Origin of the sequence: Streptomyces sp. NBC_00464, assembly GCF_036013915.1 — a bacterium.
Classification (GTDB): domain Bacteria; phylum Actinomycetota; class Actinomycetes; order Streptomycetales; family Streptomycetaceae; genus Streptomyces.
Window position 1 is genome coordinate 2,864,180 of record NZ_CP107899.1, and the last position, 26,616, is coordinate 2,890,795.

Annotated in this window: 23 protein-coding genes and 4 tRNA genes; 6 read left to right on the forward strand and 21 right to left on the reverse strand. The window is 68.0% G+C overall.

Annotated features, from left to right (window positions below):
• Nucleotides 1-193: 193 nt before the first annotated feature.
• The 10 genes from OG912_RS12525 to OG912_RS12570 all read right to left on the reverse strand — a co-directional run bounded on the left by OG912_RS12525 (nucleotide 194) and on the right by OG912_RS12570 (nucleotide 13,537).
• Nucleotides 194-4,093, reverse strand: a complete 3,900-nt coding sequence (locus OG912_RS12525; protein ID WP_326738095.1) for a DNA-directed RNA polymerase subunit beta' — start codon at nucleotides 4,091-4,093, stop codon at nucleotides 194-196.
• A 129-nt stretch (nucleotides 4,094-4,222) separates the two neighbouring features.
• The gene (gene rpoB / locus OG912_RS12530; protein ID WP_326738094.1) at nucleotides 4,223-7,708 is read right to left on the reverse strand and encodes a DNA-directed RNA polymerase subunit beta; all 3,486 of its coding nucleotides are present in this window, start codon (nucleotides 7,706-7,708) and stop codon (nucleotides 4,223-4,225) included.
• A 595-nt stretch (nucleotides 7,709-8,303) separates the two neighbouring features.
• On the reverse strand, nucleotides 8,304-8,687 hold the full coding sequence (rplL, locus tag OG912_RS12535; protein WP_327709403.1) for a 50S ribosomal protein L7/L12: 384 nt from the start codon (nucleotides 8,685-8,687) through the stop codon (nucleotides 8,304-8,306).
• A gap of 83 nt (nucleotides 8,688-8,770) precedes the next feature.
• On the reverse strand, nucleotides 8,771-9,328 hold the full coding sequence (rplJ, locus tag OG912_RS12540; protein ID WP_148020214.1) for a 50S ribosomal protein L10: 558 nt from the start codon (nucleotides 9,326-9,328) through the stop codon (nucleotides 8,771-8,773).
• 278 nt (nucleotides 9,329-9,606) lie between these two features.
• Nucleotides 9,607-10,518, reverse strand: a complete 912-nt coding sequence (locus OG912_RS12545) for a hypothetical protein (RefSeq protein ID WP_327709404.1) — start codon at nucleotides 10,516-10,518, stop codon at nucleotides 9,607-9,609.
• Between the two features lie 158 nt (nucleotides 10,519-10,676).
• Nucleotides 10,677-11,399: a 50S ribosomal protein L1 gene (rplA, locus tag OG912_RS12550; protein ID WP_145765079.1), complete on the reverse strand. Its 723-nt coding sequence runs from the start codon at nucleotides 11,397-11,399 to the stop codon at nucleotides 10,677-10,679.
• A 78-nt stretch (nucleotides 11,400-11,477) separates the two neighbouring features.
• Nucleotides 11,478-11,912 (reverse strand): 50S ribosomal protein L11, encoded by a 435-nt coding sequence (rplK, locus tag OG912_RS12555; RefSeq protein ID WP_073740413.1) that lies wholly within the window; start codon nucleotides 11,910-11,912, stop codon nucleotides 11,478-11,480.
• A gap of 177 nt (nucleotides 11,913-12,089) precedes the next feature.
• Nucleotides 12,090-12,995, reverse strand: coding sequence for a transcription termination/antitermination protein NusG (nusG, locus tag OG912_RS12560; protein WP_327709405.1), 906 nt, complete (start codon nucleotides 12,993-12,995; stop codon nucleotides 12,090-12,092).
• Nucleotides 12,996-13,068: 73 nt separating this feature from the next.
• Entirely contained in the window at nucleotides 13,069-13,356 is a 288-nt protein-coding gene (gene secE, locus OG912_RS12565) for a preprotein translocase subunit SecE (protein ID WP_073732696.1), read from the reverse strand.
• 108 nt (nucleotides 13,357-13,464) lie between these two features.
• A tRNA-Trp gene (locus tag OG912_RS12570) sits at nucleotides 13,465-13,537 on the reverse strand.
• Between the two features lie 553 nt (nucleotides 13,538-14,090).
• Between OG912_RS12570 and OG912_RS12575 the strand changes: the two genes are divergently transcribed.
• Both OG912_RS12575 and OG912_RS12580 read left to right on the forward strand, forming a co-directional pair.
• Nucleotides 14,091-15,317, forward strand: coding sequence for a pyridoxal phosphate-dependent aminotransferase (locus OG912_RS12575; RefSeq protein ID WP_327709406.1), 1,227 nt, complete (start codon nucleotides 14,091-14,093; stop codon nucleotides 15,315-15,317).
• Nucleotides 15,318-15,562: 245 nt separating this feature from the next.
• Entirely contained in the window at nucleotides 15,563-16,585 is a 1,023-nt protein-coding gene (locus OG912_RS12580) for an adenosine deaminase (protein WP_327709407.1), read from the forward strand.
• Between the two features lie 9 nt (nucleotides 16,586-16,594).
• Here OG912_RS12580 and OG912_RS12585 read toward each other — a convergent pair whose 3' ends face one another.
• Entirely contained in the window at nucleotides 16,595-17,209 is a 615-nt protein-coding gene (locus OG912_RS12585; protein WP_327709408.1) for a TetR/AcrR family transcriptional regulator, read from the reverse strand.
• Nucleotides 17,210-17,296: 87 nt separating this feature from the next.
• Between OG912_RS12585 and OG912_RS12590 the strand changes: the two genes are divergently transcribed.
• Nucleotides 17,297-17,932, forward strand: a complete 636-nt coding sequence (locus OG912_RS12590; RefSeq protein WP_327709409.1) for an NAD(P)-dependent oxidoreductase — start codon at nucleotides 17,297-17,299, stop codon at nucleotides 17,930-17,932.
• Between the two features lie 13 nt (nucleotides 17,933-17,945).
• On the opposite strand, the gene OG912_RS12595 is transcribed toward OG912_RS12590, so the two are convergent.
• The 8 genes from OG912_RS12595 to OG912_RS12630 all read right to left on the reverse strand — a co-directional run bounded on the left by OG912_RS12595 (nucleotide 17,946) and on the right by OG912_RS12630 (nucleotide 22,865).
• Nucleotides 17,946-19,001: a UDP-N-acetylmuramate dehydrogenase gene (locus OG912_RS12595; RefSeq protein ID WP_327709410.1), complete on the reverse strand. Its 1,056-nt coding sequence runs from the start codon at nucleotides 18,999-19,001 to the stop codon at nucleotides 17,946-17,948.
• A 71-nt stretch (nucleotides 19,002-19,072) separates the two neighbouring features.
• Complete coding sequence (locus OG912_RS12600) at nucleotides 19,073-20,503, reverse strand: MFS transporter (RefSeq protein WP_327709411.1); 1,431 nt, start codon at nucleotides 20,501-20,503, stop codon at nucleotides 19,073-19,075.
• 181 nt (nucleotides 20,504-20,684) lie between these two features.
• Nucleotides 20,685-21,251: a TetR/AcrR family transcriptional regulator gene (locus OG912_RS12605; protein WP_327713406.1), complete on the reverse strand. Its 567-nt coding sequence runs from the start codon at nucleotides 21,249-21,251 to the stop codon at nucleotides 20,685-20,687.
• 177 nt (nucleotides 21,252-21,428) lie between these two features.
• Nucleotides 21,429-21,857, reverse strand: coding sequence for a MaoC family dehydratase (locus OG912_RS12610; RefSeq protein WP_326738084.1), 429 nt, complete (start codon nucleotides 21,855-21,857; stop codon nucleotides 21,429-21,431).
• Nucleotides 21,857-22,309 (reverse strand): MaoC family dehydratase N-terminal domain-containing protein, encoded by a 453-nt coding sequence (locus tag OG912_RS12615; RefSeq protein WP_326738083.1) that lies wholly within the window; start codon nucleotides 22,307-22,309, stop codon nucleotides 21,857-21,859. The genes OG912_RS12610 and OG912_RS12615 overlap by 1 nt, the downstream gene beginning before the upstream one ends.
• Before the next feature lie 109 nt (nucleotides 22,310-22,418).
• The gene (gene rpmG, locus OG912_RS12620) at nucleotides 22,419-22,583 is read right to left on the reverse strand and encodes a 50S ribosomal protein L33 (RefSeq protein ID WP_003956487.1); all 165 of its coding nucleotides are present in this window, start codon (nucleotides 22,581-22,583) and stop codon (nucleotides 22,419-22,421) included.
• 90 nt (nucleotides 22,584-22,673) lie between these two features.
• Nucleotides 22,674-22,746: transfer RNA gene (locus tag OG912_RS12625), tRNA-Met, on the reverse strand.
• 46 nt (nucleotides 22,747-22,792) lie between these two features.
• A tRNA-Thr gene (locus OG912_RS12630) sits at nucleotides 22,793-22,865 on the reverse strand.
• A 278-nt stretch (nucleotides 22,866-23,143) separates the two neighbouring features.
• Here OG912_RS12630 and OG912_RS12635 point away from each other — a divergent pair.
• Nucleotides 23,144-24,421, forward strand: coding sequence for an amidohydrolase family protein (locus tag OG912_RS12635; RefSeq protein ID WP_327709412.1), 1,278 nt, complete (start codon nucleotides 23,144-23,146; stop codon nucleotides 24,419-24,421).
• 35 nt (nucleotides 24,422-24,456) lie between these two features.
• Nucleotides 24,457-25,113, forward strand: a complete 657-nt coding sequence (locus OG912_RS12640; RefSeq protein ID WP_326738081.1) for an SDR family oxidoreductase — start codon at nucleotides 24,457-24,459, stop codon at nucleotides 25,111-25,113.
• 51 nt (nucleotides 25,114-25,164) lie between these two features.
• Here the strand turns inward: OG912_RS12640 and OG912_RS12645 are convergent, their stop codons facing one another.
• The gene (locus tag OG912_RS12645; RefSeq protein WP_327709413.1) at nucleotides 25,165-25,614 is read right to left on the reverse strand and encodes a DUF523 domain-containing protein; all 450 of its coding nucleotides are present in this window, start codon (nucleotides 25,612-25,614) and stop codon (nucleotides 25,165-25,167) included.
• Between the two features lie 75 nt (nucleotides 25,615-25,689).
• A tRNA-Tyr gene (locus OG912_RS12650) sits at nucleotides 25,690-25,771 on the reverse strand.
• Nucleotides 25,772-25,985: 214 nt separating this feature from the next.
• Between OG912_RS12650 and OG912_RS12655 the strand changes: the two genes are divergently transcribed.
• Complete coding sequence (locus OG912_RS12655; protein ID WP_148020201.1) at nucleotides 25,986-26,474, forward strand: YajQ family cyclic di-GMP-binding protein; 489 nt, start codon at nucleotides 25,986-25,988, stop codon at nucleotides 26,472-26,474.
• Nucleotides 26,475-26,616 lie beyond the last annotated feature (142 nt).

Here is a 26,616-nt window from a genome sequence, read left to right on the forward strand (position 1 = left end):
ACACGCTGGGGCGCCTGCCCGGCTTGTCCTGACCCGTGCGGCATGCCGCACGGCCCCTCAGGGGCCGCTCAGCGCCCTCCCGGGCTGCGTCCCACCGTACGCCGCCGCCGGCCGGAGTGACGCATCGCACGCCGGAGGGCGGCCACCCCGTGCATACGGGATGACCGCCCTCCGGTCGTATCAAACGACTCGCTTACTGGTTGTACGGACCGTAGTCGTAGTCCTCCAGCGGAACGGCCTGGCCGGAGCCCGTGCCGAACGGCGAGTAGTCGATGTCGTCGTAGCCGACGGCCGAGTACATCGCGGCCTTGGCCTCTTCGGTCGGCTCGACCCGGATGTTGCGGTAGCGGGACAGACCCGTACCGGCCGGGATGAGCTTACCGATGATGACGTTCTCCTTGAGGCCGATCAGGGAGTCGGACTTGGCGTTGATCGCCGCGTCCGTCAGAACCCTGGTCGTCTCCTGGAAGGAAGCCGCGGACAGCCACGACTCCGTCGCCAGCGAGGCCTTGGTGATACCCATCAGCTGCGGTCGGCCGGAGGCGGGGTGACCGCTCTCCTGGACCACACGACGGTTCTCGGTCTCGAACTTCGAGCGCTCGACGAGCTCGCCCGGCAGCAGTTCCGCGTCGCCGGACTCGATGATCGTCACGCGGCGGAGCATCTGCCGGATGATGATCTCGATGTGCTTGTCGTGGATCGACACGCCCTGCGAGTTGTAGACCTTCTGGACTTCGCCGACCAGGTGGACCTGGACCGCGCGCTGACCGAGGATCCGCAGCACGTCGTGCGGGTTGGTGGCACCCACGGTGAGCTTCTGGCCCACCTCGACGTGGTCGCCCTCGCCCACCAGCAGACGGGCGCGCTTGGAGATCGGGAACGGGATCTCCTCGCTGCCGTCGTCCGGCGTGACCACGAGCTTCTTGGTCTTCTCGGTCTCCTCGATCCGGACCCGGCCTGCGGACTCCGAGATCGGGGCGACACCCTTCGGCGTACGGGCTTCGAAGAGCTCGACGACTCGGGGCAGACCCTGGGTGATGTCGTCACCGGCCACACCACCGGTGTGGAAGGTACGCATCGTCAGCTGGGTACCGGGCTCACCGATGGACTGGGCGGCGATGATGCCGACCGCCTCACCGATGTCGACCAGCTTGCCGGTGGCGAGCGAGCGTCCGTAGCAGAAGGCACAGGTGCCGACCGCGGACTCACAGGTCAGGACCGAGCGGGTCTTGACCTCCTCGACGCCGGCGCCCACCAGGGCGTCGATCAGGACGTCACCGAGGTCGACGTTGGCAGGCGCGATGACCTTGCCGTCGACGACGACGTCCTCGGCGAGCATGCGGGCGTACACCGAGGTCTCGACGTCGTCCGTCTTGCGGAGCACGCCGTCGGCACCCTTGACCGCGATCTTCAGCTTGAGGCCGCGGTCCGTGCCGCAGTCCTCCTCGCGAATGATCACGTCCTGCGAGACGTCCACCAGACGACGGGTCAGGTAACCCGAGTCGGCGGTACGCAGGGCGGTGTCCGCCAGACCCTTACGGGCACCGTGCGTGGAGATGAAGTACTCCAGAACGGTGAGGCCCTCACGGAAGGACGCCTTGATGGGACGAGGAATCGTCTCGTTCTTGGCGTTGGACACCAGACCACGCATACCGGCGATCTGACGCATCTGCATCATGTTTCCTCGGGCACCCGAGTCAACCATCATGAAGATGGGGTTCGTCTTGGGGAAGTTCGCGTTCATCGCCTCGGCAACCTCGTTGGTCGCCTTGGTCCAGATCGCGATGAGCTCCTGCGTGCGCTCGTCCTTGGTGATCAGACCGCGCTCGTACTGCTTCTGGACCTTCTCGTCCTGGTCCTCGTAGCCCTTGACGATGGCCTTCTTGGCCTCGGGCACGACGATGTCGGAGACGGCCACGGTGACGCCGGAACGGGTCGCCCAGTGGAAGCCCGCCGCCTTCAGGTTGTCGAGCGTCGCCGCCACGATGACCTTGGGGTAGCGCTCGGCGAGGTCGTTGACGATCTCGGAGAGCTGCTTCTTGCCGACCGAGTAGTCGACGAACGGGTAGTCCTCGGGCAGCAGCTCGTTGAAGAGCGCGCGGCCCAGGCTCGTCCGCAGCCGGAAGGTGTCACCCGGCTGGTACTCGGGCTCGCCCTCCTCGGCGACCGGCGGCACCCAGCCACGCGGCGGGATGGTGCCCACCGGGAAGCGGATGTCGACGGACGACTGGAGCGCCAGCTCGCCGGCGTCGAACGCCATGATCGCCTCGGCCGTGGAGCCGAACGCGCGGCCCTCGCCCTTGGTGTCACGGAGCTCACCGTCGGTGGTCAGGAAGAACAGACCCAGCACCATGTCCTGCGTAGGCATGGTGACGGGACGACCGTCGGCCGGCTTCAGGATGTTGTTCGAGGACAGCATCAGGATGCGGGCCTCGGCCTGCGCCTCCGCGGAGAGCGGAAGGTGCACGGCCATCTGGTCACCGTCGAAGTCCGCGTTGAACGCGGTGCAGACGAGCGGGTGGATCTGGATGGCCTTGCCCTCGACCAGCTGGGGCTCGAAGGCCTGGATGCCGAGACGGTGCAGCGTCGGCGCACGGTTCAGGAGAACCGGGTGCTCGGCGATGACCTCTTCCAGGACGTCGTACACGACCGTGCGGCCGCGCTCGACCATGCGCTTGGCCGACTTGATGTTCTGCGCGTGGTTCAGGTCCACCAGGCGCTTCATCACGAACGGCTTGAAGAGCTCCAGCGCCATGGCCTTCGGCAGACCGCACTGGTGCAGCTTGAGCTGCGGGCCGACGACGATCACGGAACGCGCGGAGTAGTCCACACGCTTACCGAGAAGGTTCTGACGGAATCGACCCTGCTTGCCCTTCAGCATGTCGCTGAGGGACTTGAGCGGGCGGTTACCGGGACCGGTGACCGGGCGACCGCGGCGGCCGTTGTCGAACAGCGCGTCGACGGCCTCCTGCAGCATCCGCTTCTCGTTGTTCACGATGATCTCGGGGGCACCGAGGTCAAGGAGACGCTTGAGGCGGTTGTTGCGGTTGATCACACGGCGGTACAGGTCGTTCAGGTCGGAGGTCGCGAAGCGGCCACCGTCCAGCTGCACCATCGGACGCAGGTCCGGCGGGATGACCGGCACGCAGTCGAGCACCATGCCCTTGGGCTTGTTGCTGGTCTGCAGGAACGCGGAGACGACCTTGAGGCGCTTGAGCGCACGGGTCTTCTTCTGGCCCTTGCCGGTACGGATGATCTCGCGGAGGCGCTCGGCCTCCTCGTCGAGGTCGAACGACTCCAGGCGCTTCTGCAGAGCAGCAGCACCCATGCAGCCGTCGAAGTACGTGCCGAAGCGGTCACGCAGCTCGCGGTAGAGCAGCTCGTCGCCCTCGAGGTCCTGGACCTTGAGGTTCTTGAAGCGGCTCCACACCTCGTCGAGACGGTCGATCTCGCGCTGCGCACGGTCGCGCAGCTGCTTCATCTCACGCTCGGCACCTTCGCGCACCTTGCGGCGCACGTCGGCCTTGGCGCCCTCGGCCTCCAGCTCGCCGAGGTCGGTCTCGAGCTTCTTGGCGCGGTTCTCGAGGTCCGAGTCGCGACGGTTCTCGACCTGCTGGCGCTCGACGGAGACGTGAGCCTCCAGCGACGGGAGGTCGCGCGTGCGGCGCTCCTCGTCGACGAACGTGATCATGTACGCGGCGAAGTAGATGACCTTTTCGAGGTCCTTCGGCGCGAGGTCCAGCAGGTAGCCCAGGCGCGACGGGACGCCCTTGAAGTACCAGATGTGGGTGACGGGAGCGGCAAGCTCGATGTGGCCCATGCGCTCACGGCGCACCTTGGCGCGAGTTACCTCGACGCCACAGCGCTCACAGATGATGCCCTTGAATCGGACACGCTTGTACTTGCCGCAGTAGCACTCCCAGTCCCGGGTCGGACCGAAGATCTTCTCGCAGAAGAGTCCGTCCTTTTCGGGCTTGAGCGTGCGGTAGTTGATGGTCTCCGGCTTCTTCACTTCGCCGTGGGACCAGGTCCGGATGTCGTCCGCGGTGGCAAGGCCGATCCGCAGCTCGTCGAAGAAGTTGACGTCGAGCACTTGTCGTCAATCCCTCTTTCGGGGGTTCGAGCCCCCTCGCTTCACGCGAGAAATCGGGGCACTTCAGCAATGGTCTGAACGGGTCCGGGGAGAGCCGGCCGGATCACAGGGATCCGGCCGGCCAACCCGTCAGACCTCTTCGACGCTGCTCGGCTCGCGCCGGGACAGGTCGATTCCGAGCTCCTCCGCCGCGCGGAAGACGTCCTCGTCCGTGTCGCGCATCTCGATGGACATGCCGTCCGAGGACAGCACCTCCACGTTGAGGCAGAGCGACTGCATTTCCTTGATGAGCACCTTGAAGGACTCGGGAATGCCGGGCTCGGGGATGTTCTCGCCCTTGACGATGGCCTCGTAGACCTTCACGCGGCCGGTCACGTCGTCGGACTTGATCGTCAGCAGCTCCTGGAGGGCGTAAGCGGCACCATAAGCTTCAAGGGCCCACACCTCCATTTCACCGAAGCGCTGTCCACCGAACTGTGCCTTACCACCCAGCGGCTGCTGGGTGATCATGGAGTACGGACCCGTCGAACGAGCGTGCAGCTTGTCGTCGACGAGGTGGTGGAGCTTGAGGATGTACATGAAGCCGACCGAGACCGGCTCCGGGAAGGGCTCGCCGGAACGGCCGTCGAACAGGTTGGCCTTGCCCGAGGGCTGGACCAGCCGGTCGCCGTCGCGGTTCGGGATCGTGGCCTGGAACAGGCCGGTGATCTCGTCCTCGCGGGCGCCGTCGAAGACGGGGGTCGCGACGTTGGTGCCGGGGGCGACCTGGTCGGCGCCGATGGTCTGCAGGCGCTTGGCCCACTCGTCACCGAGGCCGGAGACGTCCCAACCGCGGCTGGCGAGCCAGCCGAGGTGGATCTCCAGGACCTGTCCCGGGTTCATTCGGGACGGGACACCCAGCGGGTTGAGGATGATGTCGACCGGGGTGCCGTCCTCCAGGAACGGCATGTCCTCGATCGGCAGGATCTTCGAGATGACGCCCTTGTTGCCGTGACGGCCGGCGAGCTTGTCACCATCGGTGATCTTGCGCTTCTGCGCGACGTAGACGCGGACCAGCTGGTTCACGCCCGGCGGCAGCTCGTCGCCCTCTTCGCGGTCGAAGACGCGGACGCCGATGATCTTGCCGATCTCGCCGTGCGGCACCTTCAGCGAGGTGTCGCGCACCTCGCGCGCCTTCTCACCGAAGATCGCGCGGAGCAGGCGCTCCTCGGGGGTCAGCTCGGTCTCGCCCTTGGGCGTGACCTTGCCGACGAGGATGTCACCGGCCGTGACCTCGGCACCGATACGGATGATGCCGCGCTCGTCGAGGTCCGCGAGGACCTCTTCGGAGACGTTCGGGATGTCCCGGGTGATCTCCTCCGGGCCGAGCTTGGTGTCACGGGCGTCGACCTCGTGCTCCTCGATGTGAATCGAGGAGAGGACGTCGTCCTGCACGAGGCGCTGCGAAAGAATGATCGCGTCCTCGTAGTTGTGACCCTCCCACGGCATGAACGCCACGAGCAGGTTCTTACCGAGGGCCATCTCACCGTTCTCGGTGGCCGGACCGTCGGCGAGTACCTGTTCGGCGACAACCCGGTCGCCCTCGGAGACGACGACCTTCTGGTTGACCGAGGTGCCCTGGTTGGAGCGCATGAACTTCGCGATGCGGTACGTGGTGTACGTACCGTCATCGTTGGTCACGGTGATGTAGTCCGCGGAGACCTCCTGGACCACACCGTCCTTCTCGGCCTTCAGCACGTCACCGGCGTCGGTGGCGCAGCGGTACTCCATGCCGGTGCCGACGAGCGGGGCCTCCGACTTGATCAGCGGCACCGCCTGACGCATCATGTTCGCGCCCATGAGGGCACGGTTGGCGTCGTCGTGCTCCAGGAACGGGATCATCGCGGTGGCGACGGACACCATCTGGCGCGGCGAGACGTCCATGTAGTCGACTTCGGTGCCGGGCACGTAGTCGACCTCTCCGCCACGACGGCGGACCAGGACGCGGGGCTCGGTGAAGCGCAGCTCGTCGGAGAGCGTCGCGTTCGCCTGGGCGATGACGTAACGGTCTTCCTCGTCGGCCGTGACGTAGTCGACCTCGTCGGTGACCTGGCCGTCGACGACCTTGCGGTACGGCGTCTCGATGAAGCCGAACGCGTTGACGCGGCCGTACGAGGCGAGCGAACCGATCAGACCGATGTTCGGGCCTTCAGGGGTCTCGATCGGGCACATGCGTCCGTAGTGGGACGGGTGCACGTCACGGACCTCGAAGCCGGCCCGCTCACGGGACAGACCACCCGGGCCAAGAGCCGACAGACGGCGCTTGTGGGTGAGACCCGACAGCGGGTTGTTCTGGTCCATGAACTGCGACAGCTGGCTGGTGCCGAAGAACTCCTTGATGGAGGCGACGACCGGCCGGATGTTGATCAGGGTCTGCGGCGTGATCGCCTCGACGTCCTGAGTCGTCATCCGCTCACGCACGACGCGCTCCATACGAGCCAGACCCGTGCGGACCTGGTTCTGGATGAGCTCGCCGACGTTACGCAGACGACGGTTGCCGAAGTGGTCGATGTCGTCGGTCTCGACGACGATCTCCCGGCCGGACTCGCCGACCGTCTCGGTCTCCCCGGCGTGCAGCTTCACCAGGTACTTGATGGTCGCGATGATGTCGTCGCTGGTGAGGACACCGGCGTCGAGCGGCTCATCCGCGCCGAGCTTCTTGTTCACCTTGTAGCGGCCGACCTTCGCGAGGTCGTAGCGCTTCGGGTTGAAGTAGAGGTTCTCGAGCAGCGTCTGAGCAGCCTCGCGCGTCGGCGGCTCGCCGGGGCGCAGCTTGCGGTAGATGTCGAGCAGCGCGTCGTCCTGGCCCTGGGTGTGGTCCTTCTCCAGGGTGGCGCGCATCGACTCGTACTCGCCGAACTCCTCGAGGATCTGCTCGGTGGTCCAACCGAGAGCCTTCAGGAGAACGGTGACGGACTGCTTGCGCTTGCGGTCGATGCGGACACCGACCATGTCGCGCTTGTCGATCTCCATCTCCAGCCAGGCACCCCGGGACGGGATGATCTTGGCGGAGAAGATGTCCTTGTCGGACGTCTTGTCGATCGAGGAGTCGAAGTAGACACCCGGCGAGCGGACCAGCTGCGACACGACGACACGCTCGGTGCCGTTGATGACGAAGGTGCCCTTGTTGGTCATGAGCGGGAAATCGCCCATGAAGACCGTCTGGGACTTGATCTCGCCGGTCTCGTTGTTGGTGAACTCGGCCGTGACGAAGAGCGGGGCGGCGAACGTGAAGTCGCGCTCCTTGCACTCGTCGATCGAGTTCTTCGGGGGCTCGAAGCGGTGGTCGCGGAACGTAAGCGACATCGACCCGGAGAAGTCCTCGATCGGTGAGATCTCCTCGAAGATCTCCTCCAGGCCGGACTTGGTGGGGACGTCTTGTCCACTGTCCAGAGCAGCCTCGACGCGAGCCTTCCAGGCGGCATTACCGAGGAGCCAGTCAAAGCTCTCGGTCTGCAGCGCGAGGAGGTTCGGAACCTCGAGGGGCTCCTTGATCTTTGCAAAAGAGATGCGCAGCGGGGCGGTGCTGGCACCGTTGTTCGTATTCGCGGTCGAGGCGTTGCGCGAGGCGGCCAAGAGGGGGTCCTTCCGAGGGCTCGGACTCACTACGCGCGTACCGGTCCCAAATTGGACAGGTGGACGGATATCCCAGGTGAGGGAAGTCCGGTCCACGGTGCACAGGATGGGTATGCCCCTGGTGACGGGCAGGAGGCAGCTAACAGGCAGCGCAAAGGGTCAGTGTAGCCAAGCGGCACACTGATGTCCAGTCGGGGTTCTCAGAGACCCACGTTGCTCTCAACAGCTGTTCTCAACACCTATGTCTAGCCCTGCGCGGGGTGCGCTCTTCTTTACTGCCCTCTTCGTCAACGATCCATGCCTCGGATTCGGACCGATGTGACGACGCGCCTTGAGAATTGCGCGCCTCGCGCGGTTCGTCAAGGCCCCCCAGCCGGGACGAGCGCCGGGACCCGCGGCCGCCGCCCCTCGGCGCCGCCCGTGCCCCCCACAAGAGGCGCACGGCGAAGATCACCATACTCGTCAGCGCGGGAAGAGCAAGGCACCCGCCACGGGTACGCCGAAAGGCGACCACCCATACGGGTGATCGCCTTTCGCGAAGTGACGCCCACGCCTCGCGGCACGGGGGTCCAGAGGAGTCAGAAGACTCTCTGGGTCACTTGACCTCGACGGAGGCGCCGGCGGCCTTGAGGGACTCGGCAGCCTTCTCGGCGGCCTCCTTGGCGACCTTCTCGACGACGGGCTTCGGGGCGCCGTCGACGAGGTCCTTGGCCTCCTTCAGGCCGAGGGAGGTCAGCTCACGCACGACCTTGATGACCTGGATCTTCTTGTCACCGGCGGCGGTGAGGATGACGTCGAACTCGTCCTGCTCGGCCTCGGCCTCGGCGGCGGGGCCACCCTGGGCGGGACCGGCAACGGCGACGGCCGCGGCGGCGGTGACGTCGAACTTCTCCTCGAAGGCCTTAACGAACTCGGAGAGCTCGATGAGGGTGAGCTCCTCGAACTGGGCGAGCAGGTCTTCCTGGCTGAGCTTCGCCATGATGGCGTCCTTCCACTATTCGGCAGGTGCCGGATGTATATGTCGGCGGGCGTACGTGGAGCCCGCTGGACCGCTGAGCGAAATTACTCGGCAGCCTCGGCGGGAGCCGGAGTACCGGCACCGCCCTGCTCTTCCCGCTTGGCACGAAGAGCTTCCGCGGTGCGGACGAACTTCGACGGCAGAGCCTGGAAGAGCTGCGCAGCCTGAGTCTGCTTGCCCTTCATGGCGCCGGCCAGCTTGGCGAGCAGAACCTCGCGGGACTCGAGGTCCGCGAGCTTCTTGATCTCATCGGCGGACAGCGCCTTACCGTCAAGGACACCGCCCTTGATGATGAGGTTGGGGTTGTCCTTGGCGAAGTCACGAAGACCCTTCGCCGACTCCACCGGGTCACCGGTGACGAAGGCAACCGCCGTCGGACCTGCGAACAGGTCGTCCAGCGTGTCGATCCCGGCCTCGTTGGCCGCAATCTTGGTCAGCGTGTTCTTCACCACGGCGTACTGGGCGTTCTCACCGAGCGAACGGCGCAGCTGCTTGAGCTGTGCCACGGTGAGACCCCGGTACTCGGTCAGCACGGCGGCGTTCGAGCTGCGGAACTGGTCCGCGAGCTCGGCTACCGCTGCAGCCTTGTCGGGCCTTGCCATGAGCGTCGGCCTCCTTCCGGGTGATGAGGACCGCTCAAAAGGGCCCGGAAAAGACGAAACGCCCCGGCGCAGGCGCCAGGGCGAAGCTCGACCGAACAGAGAAGTCCGGGAGCCTTTCCACAGTCACCTGCGCAGGTCGTCCGTATTCAACGGATCCTTCGGTTGCCGTCCCCCTTGCGGGTTTCAGCAACGACCAGCGGTCTTTGGCTTCTGCAGAAGAGTACGCGACGGGGGTCGCGCCGAGCAAATCCGTCCCGGTTCGAGTGGTCCGGAGAGGTTTAGGACGCTCCCCCGGCCGCACCCTGCTGCTGCTCCAGCAGTTCCTTGAACCCGATGGTCTCGCCGGCCGCGGGCCGCTCCACCGAGACCTTGGTCCCGTAGTCGCTGTAGAACACCGTCGAGTTGAGCTCGCCGGTCTTCATCTGACCGCGCTCGCTCTTCTTCACCAGCAGGTCGTTCTCGTCGACCCAGATGTCGACCTTCTCCGTGCTGATGCCCGCGTCGGTGAGCTGCTTCTTGAGTGCGGTGAGCTGGTCGGCGTCGAGCTTGGAGTTCTTGGCGGTCAGCTCGGCGACGTCGACGGTGCCGGAGTAGTGCGTGGTGGCGACGCCGCGAACCTCCTCCTGGCCGACCTTCTTCACGTCACCGGAGGCCAGCAGCGACTTCACTCCCTGGTCGGGAGTGGTGTTCTGCATCTGGTCCTTCATCGCGGCCCCGGAGGCGCCCCCGAGCTCGGCGAGGTCGTCGTAGGAGTAGCTGATCCAGCGCTTGCCGCCGGTCTGCTTGGCCATCGCCGGGCCCATGTCCGCCGCGTAGCCGTCCTTGAAGTAGCGGGCCTGCATGGTGCCGTTGCTGCCGAGCTGCTTCATGGAGTCGGCCATGGAGCCGCCCGTGTACGTGATCTCCATGGAGCCGGTGACCCCGTCGGACCACTCCAGGACCCCGGTCTGCTTCATGGACATGGTGCTGCCCATGACGGTGGTGCCCTCGATCTTCGCCGAGTTGGCCGCACCGGTCTTCTTCTGCACATCGAGCAGCGCGGCGATCGGGTCGACCTTCACCACGCCGCTGCCACCGCCCTTGGCCTTGGCCGCGCCGTCGTCGTCCGATCCGCCACAGGCCGCGACCGACGTCAGTGCCGCCGCCACAGCCACGGCCGCACCCACGCGCCGTACGGTACTGGTCCTCATATCCGCTTCCACCCCTCGTTCGGCCTTCGGTGACCTGCACGCTAGTACACGGCACCGACAGCACTGGTACGTACATACGAGGACGGGCCCCGCACCTCGAAAGGTTGCGGGGCCCGTCAATGTCACACGTGACACGGCGGTCGTACGAGCACGGTGGCTCAGACGGAGGCCGGGTCCTCCTCGACGAGGAGGTTACGGGTGCGGTTGGCGTCCAGCGGGATGCCGGGGCCCATCGTGGTGGCCAGGGTGGCCTTCTTGATGTAGCGGCCCTTGGCGGCGGACGGCTTCAGACGGAGGATCTCGTCCAGCGCCGCTGCGTAGTTCTCCACCAGCTTGGTCTCGTCGAACGAGGTCTTGCCGATGATGAAGTGCAGGTTCGAGTGCTTGTCGACGCGGAACTCGATCTTGCCGCCCTTGATGTCGTTGACAGCCTTCACGACATCGGGGGTGACGGTGCCGGTCTTCGGGTTCGGCATCAGACCACGCGGACCGAGCACGCGGCCGAGGCGGCCGACCTTGCCCATGAGGTCCGGGGTCGCGACGACGGCGTCGAAGTCCAGACGGCCCTTCGCCACCTCGTCGATGAGCTCGTCGGCGCCGACGATGTCGGCGCCCGCGGCTTCCGCGGCCGCAGCACGGTCACCGGTCGCGAAGACCAGGACCCGGGCGGTCTTGCCGGTGCCGTGCGGGAGGTTCACGGTGCCACGGACCATCTGGTCGGCCTTGCGCGGGTCAACACCCAGGGCAAACGCGACCTCGACGGTGCTGTCGAACTTCGTGGAGGCGGTGTCCTTGGCGATACGGACGGCCTCGAGCGGGGCGTAGTTCCGCGCCCGGTCGATCTTGGCGTCCGCAGCGCGGAGGTTCTTGCTGCGCTTCACTTCTACTCCTGTGGTTTCAGAATGTGGAGTCGTGGTGCGGACCGGCGCTTGGTCCTACCACTGGGGGGTGGGGCTGAATCAGCCTTCGACCGTGATGCCCATGGAACGGGCGGTGCCGGCGATGATCTTCGACGCGGCGTCGAGGTCATTGGCGTTCAGGTCGGGGAGCTTCGTCGTGGCGATCTCGCGGACCTGGGCGGCCGTCAGCTTGGCAACCTTGGTCTTGTGCGGCTCGCCGGAGCCCTTGTCCACACCCGCGGCCTTGAGGATCAGCTTCGCGGCCGGCGGAGTCTTGGTGATGAAGGTGAAGGAGCGGTCGTCGTAGACCGTGATCTCCACCGGCACGACCATGCCACGCTGCGACTCGGTCGCGGCGTTGTAGGCCTTGCAGAACTCCATGATGTTGACGCCGTGCTGGCCCAGTGCGGGGCCGACCGGCGGGGCCGGGTTGGCCGCACCGGCGTTGATCTGGAGCTTGATAAGCCCCGTGATCTTCTTCTTCTTGGGAGGCATGTGCTCTCTCCGGGTCCTAGTGAGAGTTTTCGCCGTCATCCGGTCATCCGGATGCAGGCATACCGCACAACGATAACGGGTATAGCTGCGCGACCAAAAACCGAGCAGGTCAGACCTGCTGTGACAGCCGGTCTGACCTGCTCGGTAGGCATGTGTCCAGAAGCTGGCGAATAACCGCTAGTTCTTCTGGATCTGGTCGAAGCTGAGCTCGACCGGCGTCTCGCGGCCGAAGATCTCGACGAGACCCTTGACCTTCTTCGAGTCGGCGTTGATCTCGTTGATCGTCGCCTGCAGCGTCGCGAAGGGGCCGTCGGTGACGGTGACCGAGTCGCCGACCTCGAAGTCCAGCACCTGGACCTCGACCTTGCGGGACGGAGCCGGCTTGCCCTCGGCCTCGGCGGCCTCACGGGCGGCCTTCTCCTCGGCCTCCGGGGCGAGCATCTTGACGATCTCGTCCAGCGTCAGCGGGTACGGGTCGTAGGCGTTGCCCACGAAGCCGGTGACACCGGGAGTGTTGCGGACGACGCCCCAGGACTCGTTCGTCAGGTCCATGCGCACCAGGACGTAACCCGGGAGCTTGTTCTGACGGACGTTCTTGCGCTCGCCGTTCTTGATCTGGACGATTTCCTCCTCAGGCACCTCGGCCTGATAGACGAACTCCTCCACGTTCAGCGAGACGGCACGCTGCTCCAGGTTGGCCTTCACACGCTTCTCGTAACCGGCGTACGTGTGAATGACGTACCACTCGCCCGGAAGGGTGCGGAGCTCCTCGCGCAGGGCGGTGACGGCGTCGACGGGCTCGGCCTGCTCGGCCTCTTCCTCGTCGGCCTCGTCCGTGGCTTCGTCGGCGTCCTCGTCGGAAGCCTCGTCCTCGTCGTCACCGGACTCGACCTCTTCGGCCTCGTCGGCGGACTCGACGTGCAGTGCGGCCAGCTCCGCGGGCTCGCCCGCAGCGGCGTCGGCAGCTTCAGCCTGGTCCGGCTCCTCAGCGTCCGCCGCCTCGACGATGTCGAGCTCGTCCTCGGCGGACTCGAAGGCGCCCGCCGTCGGCTCGACGGCGTCGTTCAGGTTCGGGTCAGACACGGTGGCTGCTTCTTCCTGGATACAAATGGGTGGAACATGCGAAAGGGGCGCCCATGAGGCGCCCTCCGCGGGATCAGCCGAAGACGTACTTGATGACCCGCTGGAAACCGAAGTCAATCACGGTAACAAGACCAATCATGACGACTACGAACACAATCACCACTGAGGTGTATGTCGTCAGCTGGTTGCGAGTCGGCCAGACCACCTTGCGGAGCTCGGCGACGATCTGGCGGTAGAAGAGCGCGAGACGGCCCAGAGGGCCCTTCTTGCCGCGCTTGCCGCCCTTCCGGGTCTTCTTCTTCGACTCGGGGACTTCGTCCTCGGCATCAGGCATGTCGATGGAGCCCACGGCGTCCGTCACGCTTCTCACCTGATTCCGGGTCATGGCCGTGCCGCGCCCGGTGGAGCCGCGCACGGCGGAGCATAGAAGTACGTACATGCGCACACATCCCGGCGAAGGAGTGTGTAGCAGGGCCGGAGGGACTTGAACCCCCAACCGCTGGTTTTGGAGACCAGTGCTCTACCAATTGAGCTACGACCCTTTGTGGTTTCCACCAACCTACCGCATGTCCCCGAATGCTTCGGGTGCAGGAACGGTGCGGCTGGTGAAGGCCAACGACAGGTGAGTGTACGTGCTCAGCGGCCCGGCGTCGAACAGATAGCTCCCGACCGTTCCTGTCCGGTCCCTGAAACCGTTCCTGGAGACCGAGCAGAGGTGAGTCGGCTCAGCCGCACGCCCCGAACGGTCTTGGGCGCACTGGTCCCCGGCGTACTCGACCCCGAGGCAGCGACACGGATCCTGTCCGTGGTCCGATCCCGGGAGGCCGGTTCCCTCACGACCTGGCCAAATGGGTACGGCCAAAGGCGACGAGGAAGCCCCGACCCATCTCGCTGGTGGAACGGGGGCCCCGCACACTGACGCCGCACCCGGCGTCCCAGGTCGCACGACCACGCTACTCCGAACAGCCCAATGCACCACAAGCACACAAGCCGACCATCACCCCATCGAGTTAGAGCAACCCTGCGCACGTTCCCCGAGCAAAGCAGCGCCCAACCCCTATGCCATGGGGGAACCCGGTCTGGGAGCATGGGGACATGAGCGCTGCTACTCCTCCCTCCGAGCGCCGGGTCTCCGCCCGCATCGGTGCCATCTCCGAGTCCGCCACCCTCGCCGTCGACGCCAAGGCCAAGGCCCTCAAGGCCGCCGGCCGTCCGGTGATCGGCTTCGGTGCCGGCGAGCCCGACTTTCCGACCCCCGGCTACATCGTCGACGCCGCGGTCGAGGCCTGCCGCAACCCGAAGTACCACCGCTACACCCCGGCGGGCGGGCTCCCCGAGCTCAAGGCCGCCATCGCAGAGAAGACGCTGCGCGACTCCGGCTACCAGGTCGACGCCTCCCAGATCCTGGTGACCAACGGCGGCAAGCAGGCCATCTACGAGGCCTTCGCCGCGATCCTCGACCCGGGCGACGAGGTCATCGTCCCGGCGCCGTACTGGACCACCTACCCCGAGTCGATCCGCCTCGCCGGCGGTGTCCCGGTGGAGGTCGTCGCCGACGAGACCACCGGTTACCGGGTCTCCGTGGAGCAGCTGGAAGCGGCGCGCACGGAGCGTACGAAGGTCGTCCTGTTCGTCTCCCCCTCGAACCCGACCGGTGCGGTCTACAGCGAGGCCGACGCCGAGGCCATCGGCCGGTGGGCCGTCGAGCACGGCCTGTGGGTGCTGACGGACGAGATCTACGAGCACCTGGTCTACGGCGACGCGAAGTTCACCTCGCTGCCGGCGATCGTGCCCGAGCTGCGCGACAAGTGCATCGTGGTCAACGGTGTCGCCAAGACGTACGCGATGACCGGCTGGCGCGTGGGGTGGATCGTCGGCCCCAAGGACGTCGTCAAGGCCGCGACCAACCTCCAGTCGCACGCCACGTCCAACGTCTCCAACGTCGCCCAGGTCGCCGCGCTGGCCGCCGTCTCCGGGAACCTGGACGCGGTCGCCGAGATGCGCACCGCCTTCGACCGGCGCCGGCAGACCATCGTGCGGATGCTCAACGAGATCGACGGCGTCGTGTGCCCGGTGCCCGAGGGCGCGTTCTACGTGTACCCCTCGGTGAAGGCGCTGCTCGGCCAGGAGATCCGCGGCAAGCGCCCGGCCACCTCGGTCGAGCTGGCGGCGCTGATCCTGGACGAGGCCGAGGTCGCGGTCGTACCGGGCGAGGCCTTCGGTACGCCTGGTTACCTGCGCCTTTCGTACGCGCTGGGTGACGACGACCTGGTCGAGGGCGTCTCGCGGCTCCAGAAGCTGCTGGGCGAGGCGAAGGCCTGACGCTCCATGCTGCGCATAAGCGGGTCCCCGGCCGAGCCGGGGACCCGCTTATGCGTTCAGGCAAGCGCTCGTTCGATGAATCCGGCTGCCTGGACCGATCCTGTTGCGGCAAGATCTTGGAGTGACTCCTCCCCCTTCAACCGGGGGCTTCTCAGTTGGCCGATGGTCGGCCGCATGACGGACAAGCCCTGCCCGACGCCTTTCGGCACAGAGCGGAGCGTAACAGCTACAGAAGGTGATCGGCCATGGATCGTGATGTACGGCTGTTGCCCAAGGCCCACCTGCACCTGCATTTCACCGGGTCGATGCGGCCCACGACGCTGCTCGAACTCGCCGACAAGTACGGCGTGCGGCTGCCGGAGGCGCTGACCAGCGGCGAGCCTCCCCAGCTACGCGCGACGGACGAGCGCGGCTGGTTCCGTTTCCAGCGGCTCTACGACATCGCCCGGTCCTGCCTGCGGACTCCCGACGACATCCAGCGGCTGGTGCGCGAAGCCGCCCAGGAGGATGTGGCGGACGGCTCCGGCTGGCTGGAGATCCAGGTCGACCCCACGTCGTACGCCCCCCTGCTCGGCGGGCTCATTCCGGCGATCGAGATCATCCTGGACGCCGTGGACCGCGCCTCGCGCGAGACCGGGCTGCCGATCCGGGTGGTGATCGCGGCCAACAGGATGAAGCATCCGCTGGACGCCAGGACGCTGGCGCGGCTCGCCGTACGGTACGCGGACCGGGGCGTCGTCGGATTCGGCCTTTCCAACGACGAGCGGCGAGGCATGGCCCGTGACTTCGACCGGGCCTTCGCCATCGCCCGCGAGGGCGGCCTGCTCGCGGCCCCGCACGGCGGTGAGCTGTCCGGCCCGTCCAGCGTCCGCGACTGCCTGGACGACCTCGACGCCTCGCGCGTCGGGCACGGGGTGCGGGCCGCCGAGGACCCGCGGCTGCTGCGCAGGCTGGCGGAGCGCGGGGTGACCTGCGAGGTGTGCCCGGCGTCGAACGTGGCGCTCGGCGTCTACGAGAAGCCGTCCGACGTGCCCCTGCGCACTCTGTTCGACGCCGGTGTACCGATGGCGCTCGGCGCGGACGACCCGCTGCTGTTCGGTTCCCGGCTGGCCGCCCAGTACGACCTCGTACGCCGCCATCACACGTTCACCGACGAGGAGCTGGCGGAGCTGGCGCGTCAGTCGGTACGGGGTTCGGCGGCGCCCGACACGGTGCGGGCGGAGCTCCTGGCGGGCGTCGACGACTGGCTGGCCAAGCCGGTGGGCTGACGCTCGTGATCAATGCGCCTGGGGCGTGAGCCCGCTCAGCAGCATCCGGGCGATCGAGGCGGCGAAGGCGTCGAGCGACTGCGGCGGCTCGCCGGTCTCCGTGGCGTCGTAGGCGAAGGCCCGCTGGGAGCAGGCCCCCATCAGCAGGGAGGCGGCCGCGTACGTGTCGGCGTCGGCCCGCACCCGGCCCGCCGACTGCTCGGCGCGCAGATACGCGTCGACTCCGCGGATGGGGATGTGGGGGCCGGTTCCCAGCTCGCGCATGGCCGCGTTGTGGCGCGCCTTGAGCCTCGGCTCGGCATACAGGGACGCGGCGATCGGGAAGCTCTGCTCGTAGAAGAGGGCGGCCTCGCGGGCGATCTCGGTGAGATTCCGCTCCAGCGGCCGCTCCTCCTCCCCCGGGTCGGCGATCAGCCGCTTCAGGACTCCGTCGACCTTGGGCAGGCGTTCCTTCAGCACCACCACGAACAGCTCTTCCTTGCTCGGGAAGTGCTTGTAGAGCGCCGCCTCGGAGCAGCCGGCGGCGCGGGCGATCTCCTTGGTGGTGGCCCGGGCCAGGCCGATGGTGAGCATCAGCTGGTGGGCGGCGTCGATGATGCGGGCGCGGGCCGGCTTCTGCTCCATGTGCACTCCAACGAAGCTTGACGAGTGGGTGAGTACACGCTCACCCTAGAGGTGAGTGAATACTTACCCACCCTAGGAGGGTGTGCCATGAAGCTCACAGTGTTCGGCGCTACGGGCGGTATCGGCCAGGAGATCGTCCGCCAGGCGGTGGCGGCGGGGCACGAGGTGACGGCGGTGGTCCGTGATCCCGCGCGGCTGCCCGTGCCACTCTCCGACGTCACGGTCCACACGGCGGCCCGAGTGGACGATCCCGAGGCGCTGCGCGAGGCGGTCGCGGGCCGTGACGCGGTGCTCTCCGGGCTGGGTGCCCGGGGCCGGAAGGCGGACGGGATCGCCGAGCGGCTGACCCGCAGCGTGCTGAGCGCCATGGAGGCGGAGGGGACCCGGCGGCTGCTCGTGGTGAGCGCGGCCCCGGTCGCCCCGAAGCCGGCGGACGACCCGCTGCTCGACCGGATGATGCTCGCGGCGATCGGCGCGATCCTCAAGGAGGTCTACGCGGACCTCACCGCGATGGAGGCCGCGCTCGCGGCCTCGGTGACGGACTGGACGTCCGTACGGCCTCCGAAGCTCACCGACGGCCCGCTGACGGGCACCTACCGGACGGTCATCGGCGGCAATCCGCGCAGCGGCCGGTCCATCTCCCGGGCCGATGTGGCGCACGCGATGCTGGCGCTGGTCGACGACCCGGCCGCGGTGAAGCAGGGGGTGGGCGTGGCGTACTGAGGAGCGGGCTCCGTCAGAGGCTCACGCCGACGGTCACCGGTTCGTTGACCAGCGTGACGCCGAAGGTCTCCCGGACCCCGGCGACGACCTCGCGTGCCAGGGCCAGCAGGTCCTCGGTGCTCGCCGCGCCCCGGTTGGTGAGGGCGAGGGTGTGCTTGGTGGAGATACGGGCCGGGCCGGAGCCGTATCCCTTGGTGAAACCGGCCCGGTCGATGAGCCAGGCCGCCGAGGTCTTGGTGTGTCCCTCGCCCGCGGGGAAGGCGGGGGGCGTGACGTCCGGTCCGAGCCGGTCGGCCACGCGGGCCCGGAACGCCTCGAACTGTTCCCGGTCCAGGATCGGGTTGGTGAAGAAGGACCCGGCCGACCAGGTGTCGTGGTCCTCGGGGTCGAGCACCATGCCCTTGCCGGCGCGGAGCCTGAGGACGGTTTCGCGGGCGGCCGCGGCGGGAACGCGCTCGCCCTCCTCGACGCCCATGGCGCGGGCCGTTTCGGGGTACTTGAGGGGCGCGGACAGACCGCCCGCCTCTTCGAGCCCGAAGCGGACACGCAGCACCACGAACCGGTCGGGTTCGGCCTTGAAACGACTGTGCCGGTACGCGAAGGCGCACTCGGAGTTCGGGATGGTGACGGTTTCCCGGGTGTGCCGGTCGTAGGCGACGACCTCCGTGATGGTGGACGACACCTCCTGCCCGTACGCGCCCACGTTCTGGATCGGCGTCGCACCGGCGGATCCCGGGATTCCGGCCAGGCATTCGAGCCCGGCGAGACCGGCCTCCACGCTGCGGGTGACGGCGTCCGTCCAGATCTCTCCGGCGGCCAGTTCGAGCGTCGCCCCGTCCAGCACGAAGCCCTTGGTCGCGATGCGCAGGGCGGTGCCTTCGAAGCCCTTGTCGCCGATGACCAGATTGCTGCCGCCGCCGATGACCAGGAGTGGGGTGCCGCTGTCGTCGGCCTCGCGCACGGCTTCGACCACTTCGGCGTCGGACGTCGCGGTGAGGAGGCGGGTGGCGGGGCCGCCGAGCCGGAAGGTGGTCAGGGGGGCGAGGGGCGCGTCGTGGAGTTCCTGCACGGGGACAAGAGTACGGTCCGCCGCCCCGCCGTCGGGGCGGGGCGGCGGACCGTACCGGGCGTGCCGACCGGTCAGGCGGATACGGGGACCCGTGCCTCGGCCCGCTCGGGCTCCTGCGCCGGGGTGCTGCGGCGACGCGGGATCAGCAGGGCGACCAGCGCGGCGAGCGCCACCACGCCGGCGCCGATCCAGACCGCGGGAACGGTCCCGTCCGTGAAGGACTGCGGGGAGCCGTAACCCCCCTGCGAGGAGAAGACCGTGGCGAGCACCGCGATCCCAAGGGCACCGCCGACCTCGCGGAGCGCGTTGTTGGCGCCGGAGGCGATGCCCTGTTCGCCGGGGCGGACGCTGGACATCACGAGGCTGGCTGCGGGTGCGAAGTACAGGGCCATTCCGACGCCGCCGACGATCATTGCGGGCAGCTGCGAGACATACGAGGCGTCGGCGGCGAGGGACATGGCGAACAGCCCGAGACCGACGGCCTGGAGGGCGAGCCCGGTCACGACTACCGGGCGGCCACCGAAGCGGTCGGCGAGCAGGCCGGCGATGGGCGCCACCAGCATCGGCATCCCGGTCCAGGGCAGCATCCGCAGACCGGCCTCGGTGGGCGAGTAGCCCAGGACTCCCTGGAAGTACTGGCTGAGCAGGAATATCGAACCGAACATGCCGAAGAACATCAGCAGGCTGGCCGTGTTGATCCCGAAGAACGCCCGGTCCTTGAAGAGACGCATGGGCAGCATCGGGTTCTTCGCGCGGAAGCCGTGGTGGACGAATCCGCCGATGAGGGCGGAGCCGGCGATCAGGGCGGTCAGGACGGTGGGGCTGGTCCAGCCGTCGGCGTTGGCGTTGACCAGGCCGTAGACGACCCCGAAGAGCCCACCGCTGACCAGGAGGGTGCCGGGCACGTCGAGCCGGGAGTCGGGGGCGTACGACTCGTTCAGGCGCAGCCGGGCGAGCGGCAGCAGGACCAGGCCGATCGGGACGTTCAGCCAGAAGATCCACTGCCAGGACATGTGCTCGGTGAGACTGCCGCCGATCAGCGGTCCGCTGGCCACCGCCAGTCCGGTCGCTGCGCCGAAGATGCCCAGCGCGGCGCCTCTGCGGGCGGCCGGCACGGCGGCCGTGAGCAGGGTGAGCGTCAACGGCATCATGATCGCCGCGCCCACGCCCTGGACGGCGCGGAAGGCGATGAGTTCGTTGATCCCGGGCGAGAGTGCGGCTGCGGCGGATGCGCCGGTGAAGACGGTGAGGCCGATGGTGAAGAGCCGGCGCCGGCCGAACCGGTCGCCGAGGGAGGCGCCGAACATCAGCAGCACGGCGAAGGTGAGGGTGTACGCGTTCACCGTCCACACGAGCTCTTCGGGTTCGCCGCCGAGGCTCTCGCGGATGGACGGCAGGGCGGTCGTGACGACGAGGTTGTCGAGGGCCGCCATGAATCCGGCCACGCTGGTGATGACAAGGGCCCAGGCCGCTCCCGAGCGGCCTTTCGTGTGCTGGTCCACTGCTCCCCCTGAGGGTTAGTTATTGATGACTAACTTTCATGGACAGAAAACCGGGCCGAACCCGGGTGGCGCTGCTCGAAAGGGGTGGCGCCGCCCGGAAGGGCGGCACTCTCCGGATCGGACGGGCGGCACTGCCCGAATCGGACGATAGACACTGCCCGGATCGGATGAGTGGCACAATTCAGGCGGGCGGCGCCGGCCGGCCGGGCGGCTTGGCCGAGTCGTAGAACCTGGACCAGATCCGGTGATCCGCCGGATAGCCGAGCGAGGTCAGAGTGTTGACGAGCATGCCGTACGCGAGAAACAGGGTTGCCTCATTGGGATCGGCCCCGAGCGTGACGGAGATGTCGTCGAACATCTGCAGCCAGCCGGCCCGCAGCGACTCGCCGAACTCGTGGTCCCCGGCCGCCTCCGCCGCCGCGACGGCCGCATACATCTGCATCTGCATCAGCAGCCGGTCGGGGTCGTGGACGATCAGGCGCTGATAGGCCGTGGCCATGGCATGCAGCGCCTCATCACCCTCGAGCCCCTCGGCGGCGTCCGCGAAGACCTTGCGGGTGTCCGCCAGGCACCGCTCGGCGGCGGCGAGGAACATGGCCTGCTTGTTGGCGAAGAGACGGAAGAGATACGGCTGCGAGACGCCCACCCGCCGGGCGATCGACTCGGTGGACGTGGCGTTGTACCCGCCGCGGGCGAATTCGGTGATCGCCGCACGGATCACGCTCTCGCGTCGCTCGTCTGCACTCATCCTTGCCATGCGACTAAGTTAGTACTCAATCACTAACTTAGTCAACCGGCCGTCACCTCAGCCAGCCGACCGTCCGCCCGCCCGAACCGGGCATGACAGCCGGCCGCCGCCCGAACCGGGCGTGCGTAAGGGGCACGGCCCCATGGACCGTGCCCCTTACCTCGCTGCTCAACGGAGTCAGCCGAGCTGCACCACGGCGCGGGACATGCCCAGCACCTTCTTGCCGTCACTCATCGCCGTCAGGTCGACCCGAACCCGCTTGTCGTCCAGCAGGGCGGCCACCTTGCCGCTGACCTCGATCAGCGCGCCCTTGTCGTCGTTGGGTACGACGACCGGCTTGGTGAACCGCACGCCGTACTCGACGACCGCACCCGGATCGCCGGCCCAGTCCGTGACCACACGGATCGCCTCGGCCATGGTGAACATGCCGTGGGCGATCACATCCTCCAGGCCGACCTCGCGGGCGAACTTCTCGTTCCAGTGGATCGGGTTGAAGTCGCCCGAGGCGCCCGCGTACTGCACCAGCGCCGCCCGGGTGACCGGGAAGGACTGCGGCGGCAGTTCCGTGCCGACCTCGACCGAGTCGTAACTCACCTTCGCCGTCATCAGGCCTCCTCGGCGGCGCGCGCCACCAGCTTCGTCCACGCCGTCACGACGTGCTCACCGGACTCGTCGTGGACCTCGCCACGCACGTCCAGGATGTCGTTGCCCGCCATGGACTTGACCGCCTCGATCGTCGAGGTGACCGTCAGCCGGTCCCCCGCACGCACCGGACGCACGTAGACGAACTTCTGGTCACCGTGCACCACCCGGCTGTAGTCCAGGCCCAGCTGGGGGTCCTGCACGACCTGCCCGGCGGCCTTGAAGGTGATCGAGAACACGAACGTCGGCGGCGCGATCACATCGCTGTGACCGAGCGCCCTGGCCGCTTCGGGATCGACATACGCGGGATTGGCGTCGCCCACCGCCTCGGCGAACTCTCGGATCTTCTCCCGGCCGACCTCGTAGGGCGGGGTGGGCGGATAGGTCCGTCCCACGAAGGACTGGTCGAGCGCCATGAGCTCGCAACCTCCTGATGGAAAGACGAAGGGGCCGCAGTACAGCTACAGCCCAGTACAACGACACGAGGCCGCCCCCAATGGGGACGGCCTCGTGTACGAGCCTGATTCAGCGCGTTTCGCGGTGCGCAGTGTGCGAGTTGCAGCGCGGGCAATGCTTCTTCATCTCAAGACGGTCCGGGTTGTTACGCCGGTTCTTCTTGGTGATGTAGTTCCGCTCCTTGCACTCCACGCAGGCCAGCGTGATCTTCGGGCGGACGTCGGTGGCAGCCACGTGAGTGCTCCTTGGACGGACGGTGGACGGATGAACGCAAAAAAAAGAGTAGCCGATCGGAGGACCGACCCCACAATCGGCTACTGTTAGTAGCGGTGACCGGACTTGAACCGGTGACACAGCGATTATGAGCCGCTTGCTCTACCGACTGAGCTACACCGCTTTGATGACTGAGTCCCCCCGCCGAAGCGGGGTTTCCCCTTCACCAGAGCCCCAATGCGGAATCGAACCGCAGACCTTCTCCTTACCATGGAGACGCTCTACCGACTGAGCTATTGGGGCGAGCGATGAAGACATTACACGGTCGGTCGCCGAGGCCCAAATCCGTTTCGAAGCCCCATCCCGAGCCCTTGATCAGCACGGCTCCGAGCCCTTGGCAGACCCCGCTCCGAGCCCTTGATCAGCCACTCGTCCACCTCTGGCCCCGCACGTGGGCCCCGGCCCCCCACGCACCACGGGACCGCGCCGGTACGACTATTTCGCTCCTCCTCGAACCGGGCCGGGCACACCCCTAGGCTCGTCTCACTCTGAGTGATCCTGACCCCCCTCCCAGGAGCGCGATGCCCGACAGTCAGCCGCGGCAGCCGGACGACCACGCAGCCGATGCCACCCGCAGCCCGGAGAGCTCCGTGCTGACACTCTGCGGCGCCCGTCTCACCGACGGCCGCATCGTGGACGTACGCCTCGGCGGCAGCCGCATCGAGGCCGTCGGCACCGCCGGCAGCCTCGTCGCACCCGGCGCCCGTGTGGACCTCCGCGGCCACCTGCTGCTCCCCGCCCCCGCCGAGCCGCACGCCCACTGCGACACCGCGCTCACCGCCGACGGCGCCGGACCCGACGCCCCCGGGCCCGCCTCGCAGCACCCCGACGACGTCCAGCGGCGCGCCACCGAGGCCGCGTTGCTGCAGCTCGGCCACGGCGCGACCGCCCTGCGCTCGCACGTACGGATCGGCGACATACAGGGCCTCGGCGGCCTCGAAGCCGTTCTGCAGGCCCGCCGCTCGCTGCGCGGGCTCGCCGATCTGACCGCGGTCGCCGTCCCCCGGCTGCTCACCGGCGTCGCGGGAGCCGGCAATCTGGCGATGCTCCGCGACGCGCTGAAGATGGGGGCCGGCGCGGTCGGCGGCTGCCCCGAGCTGGATCCGGACCCGACGGGGTACGCGGAGGCCGTCCTGGAGGTCGCCGCCGAGCACGGCTGCCCCGTCGACCTGCACACGGACGGTGACGATCCCGCCCGGCTGGCCCGGTTCGCGGCGATGGCCGGAGGAATGCGGCACAGGGTCTCCATCGGCCCTTGCGCCGGCCTCTCCCGGCTTCCCGGGGAAGTCGCCGCACGCGCCGCCGATCAGCTCGCCGCCGCCGGTGTGACGGTGATCTGCCTCCCCCAGGGCGGCTGCTCGGGATCGGAATGCCGCGGCACCGCCCCGGTACGGCTGCTGCGCGCGGCCGGGGTGCGCGTCGCAGCGGGCAGCGGAGCCCTGCGCGACCTCGCCAACCCCGTGGGACGCGGCGACCCGCTGGAGGCCGCCTTCCTGCTGGCCTCGCAGAGCGGCCTGCCGGCCGAACACGCCTACGAGGCCGTCTCCGCGGAGGCCAGACGCGCCATGGGGCTGCCCGAGGTGCGGGTCGAGGCGGGCTTCCCGGCCGAGCTGCTCGCCGTACGCGGGGAACAGCTGGCCGGGGTGCTCTCGCTGGCGTACAGCCGGATCGTGGTGCACCGCGGCAGGGTGGTGGCCCGGACCAGTGCGGTGCGCGAGTACTGCGACTCGGAGACGGACGGTTCGTTCGGACTGCCGCGCCAGGGGAGGCCGGATTCCGGGACCGGCGGCGGGCCTTGAGCGCCGCAGGTCCTCTCCGGCGTACCGTCGGCACCATGCGCATTGTCATCGCAGGTGGACATGGTCAGATCGCACTGCGGCTGGAGCGGCTGCTCGCTGCACGCGGGGATGAGGCCGCGGGCATCATCCGCAATCCGAAGCAGAGCGAGGACCTCCGGGCCGTGGGAGCGGAACCCGTGGTCCTGGACCTCGAATCGGCCACCGTGGAGGAGACCGCCGAGGTGCTGCGCGGCGCCGACGCCGCGGTCTTCGCCGCCGGCGCCGGCCCCAACAGCGGCACGGACCGCAAGGACACCGTGGACCGGGGGGCCGCGGTGCTCTTCGCGGACGCGGCGCAGCGGGCGGGGGTGCGGCGTTACGTCGTGGTCTCGTCCATGGGCGCCGACCCGGACCACCCCGGCGACGAGGTGTTCGACGTCTACCTGCGGGCCAAGGGAGCGGCGGACGCGGATGTCCGCTCCCGCACCGCCCTCGACTGGACGATCCTGCGCCCCGGGATGCTGACGAACGACGCGGGCACCGGACAGGTCCTGCTCGCCGCGTCGACCGGGCGCGGCCCGGTGCCGCGCGACGACGTGGCGGCGGCGCTCCTGGAGCTGCTGGACACCCCGGCCACGGCGGGGCTGACGCTGGAACTGATCTCGGGCAATGTGCCGGTCTCGGTCGCCGTGAAGGACATCGCGGGGAACTGACCCTTCCGGGTCGCGAGGTCACGGCCCGGTCCGCGTCACCGGCCGTCCCGGTCAGTCCCCCGTCGCGGGACGGACGGTGATGCCATGCCGCTCCAGCAGGGCGGCGGTGACCCCGTCGCCCTCGCGCAGCTCGCCGGCGAACGTACCGTCATAGACCGTGCCACGCCCGCAGGAAGGGCTGCGGGCCATCAGCAGCGCCTCGGTGCAGCCCGCCCCGCGCGCGGCCTCCAGCGCCCGCCTGGCGCCGTCCACGAAGGCCTCGGTCACATCGCGTCCGGTGTCGTCCACGACGCGGGCCCGGCCGTCCAGCACGTCGTGCCCGTCGCCCCCGACGATCTCGGCAGGCCGGCGGGGCGTGGGCAGCCCTGCGGCGACCTCGGGGCAGAAGGCCACCGGCCGTCGCCCGCCGAGGGCCGAGACCATCTCCGCGGAGGCCTTGCCGCGTCCGTCGAACCGACAGGGCACACCCCGCAGACACGCACTGACCAGTACGGATTCCATGTTCACGCCCCTCGTCACGGCACCGCGTCCCACAACAGAGAAAGCCCCCGTCCGAAGGACGGGGGCCTTGCTATGTGGCGGCGCCAGGGTTCGAACCTGGGTAGGCTGAGCCGGCAGATTTACAGTCTGCTCCCTTTGGCCACTCGGGCACACCGCCAAGGGATGCTGCCGTGAGACCCGCCTTGCGGCGGCGCTCTGTGGCAACGACGTAAACGATACCTGATGCCCGGGGGTGCTACGCCACTGGATTGACCAGCGGCCGGGACGGGCGCGGGTGGCTAGGCTTTGGTGGCGGCGTGGCGCCTGCGGGCGCCCTGTCCGCCCCTGTAAGCACTTCCTTTCCAGCACCCCGATACAAGGAGCCACACGTCATGGCCGACTCCAGTTTCGACATCGTCTCGAAGGTCGAGCGGCAGGAGGTCGACAACGCCCTCAACCAGGCCGCCAAGGAGATCTCCCAGCGTTACGACTTCAAGGGCACCGGGGCCTCGATCTCCTGGTCCGGCGAGAAGATCCTGATGGAGGCGAACGGCGAGGAGCGGGTCAAGGCGATCCTCGACATCTTCCAGTCCAAGCTGATCAAGCGCGGCATCTCCCTGAAGTCGCTGGACGCGGGCGAGCCGCAGTTGTCCGGCAAGGAGTACAAGCTCTTCTGCACGATCGAGGAAGGCATCTCCCAGGAGAACGCCAAGAAGGTCGCGAAGATCATTCGCGACGAGGGCCCCAAGGGCGTCAAGGCCCAGGTCCAGGGCGACGAGCTGCGGGTCAGCTCGAAGAGCCGGGACGACCTGCAGGCCGTGCAGGCGCTGCTGAAGGGCCAGGACTTCGAATTCGACGTCCAGTTCGCGAACTACCGGTAGGACACAACGGTCCGGGCCCGGGGCGGAATGCGCCGCTCCGGGCCCGGACTGCATGTCCGAATACCGCCGGTCCCGGCGGTTCGGGCGACGCAGACTGGTCCGTGTCAGCCGGCGATCCGGCGGGCCGACGGACGAGGAGAGG

Excerpts from the sequence above, each read along its gene's own strand:
- OG912_RS12640 (WP_326738081.1), top strand. The coding sequence starts at position 24,457 with ATGCGCATTGTCATCGCAGGTGGACATGGTCAGATCGCACTGCGGCTG.
- OG912_RS12605 (WP_327713406.1), bottom strand. The coding sequence starts at position 21,251 with ATGAGTGCAGACGAGCGACGCGAGAGCGTGATCCGTGCGGCGATCACC.
- OG912_RS12585 (WP_327709408.1), bottom strand. The coding sequence starts at position 17,209 with ATGGAGCAGAAGCCGGCCCGCGCCCGCATCATCGACGCCGCCCACCAG.
- OG912_RS12580 (WP_327709407.1), top strand. The coding sequence starts at position 15,563 with ATGGATCGTGATGTACGGCTGTTGCCCAAGGCCCACCTGCACCTGCAT.
- OG912_RS12635 (WP_327709412.1), top strand. The coding sequence starts at position 23,144 with ATGCCCGACAGTCAGCCGCGGCAGCCGGACGACCACGCAGCCGATGCC.
- OG912_RS12610 (WP_326738084.1), bottom strand. The coding sequence starts at position 21,857 with ATGACGGCGAAGGTGAGTTACGACTCGGTCGAGGTCGGCACGGAACTG.
- OG912_RS12655 (WP_148020201.1), top strand. The coding sequence starts at position 25,986 with ATGGCCGACTCCAGTTTCGACATCGTCTCGAAGGTCGAGCGGCAGGAG.
- rplJ (WP_148020214.1), bottom strand. The coding sequence starts at position 9,328 with ATGGCAAGGCCCGACAAGGCTGCAGCGGTAGCCGAGCTCGCGGACCAG.
- OG912_RS12575 (WP_327709406.1), top strand. The coding sequence starts at position 14,091 with ATGAGCGCTGCTACTCCTCCCTCCGAGCGCCGGGTCTCCGCCCGCATC.
- OG912_RS12545 (WP_327709404.1), bottom strand. The coding sequence starts at position 10,518 with ATGAGGACCAGTACCGTACGGCGCGTGGGTGCGGCCGTGGCTGTGGCG.
- OG912_RS12645 (WP_327709413.1), bottom strand. The coding sequence starts at position 25,614 with ATGGAATCCGTACTGGTCAGTGCGTGTCTGCGGGGTGTGCCCTGTCGG.
- rplL (WP_327709403.1), bottom strand. The coding sequence starts at position 8,687 with ATGGCGAAGCTCAGCCAGGAAGACCTGCTCGCCCAGTTCGAGGAGCTC.
- rplK (WP_073740413.1), bottom strand. The coding sequence starts at position 11,912 with ATGCCTCCCAAGAAGAAGAAGATCACGGGGCTTATCAAGCTCCAGATC.
- OG912_RS12590 (WP_327709409.1), top strand. The coding sequence starts at position 17,297 with ATGAAGCTCACAGTGTTCGGCGCTACGGGCGGTATCGGCCAGGAGATC.
- OG912_RS12615 (WP_326738083.1), bottom strand. The coding sequence starts at position 22,309 with ATGGCGCTCGACCAGTCCTTCGTGGGACGGACCTATCCGCCCACCCCG.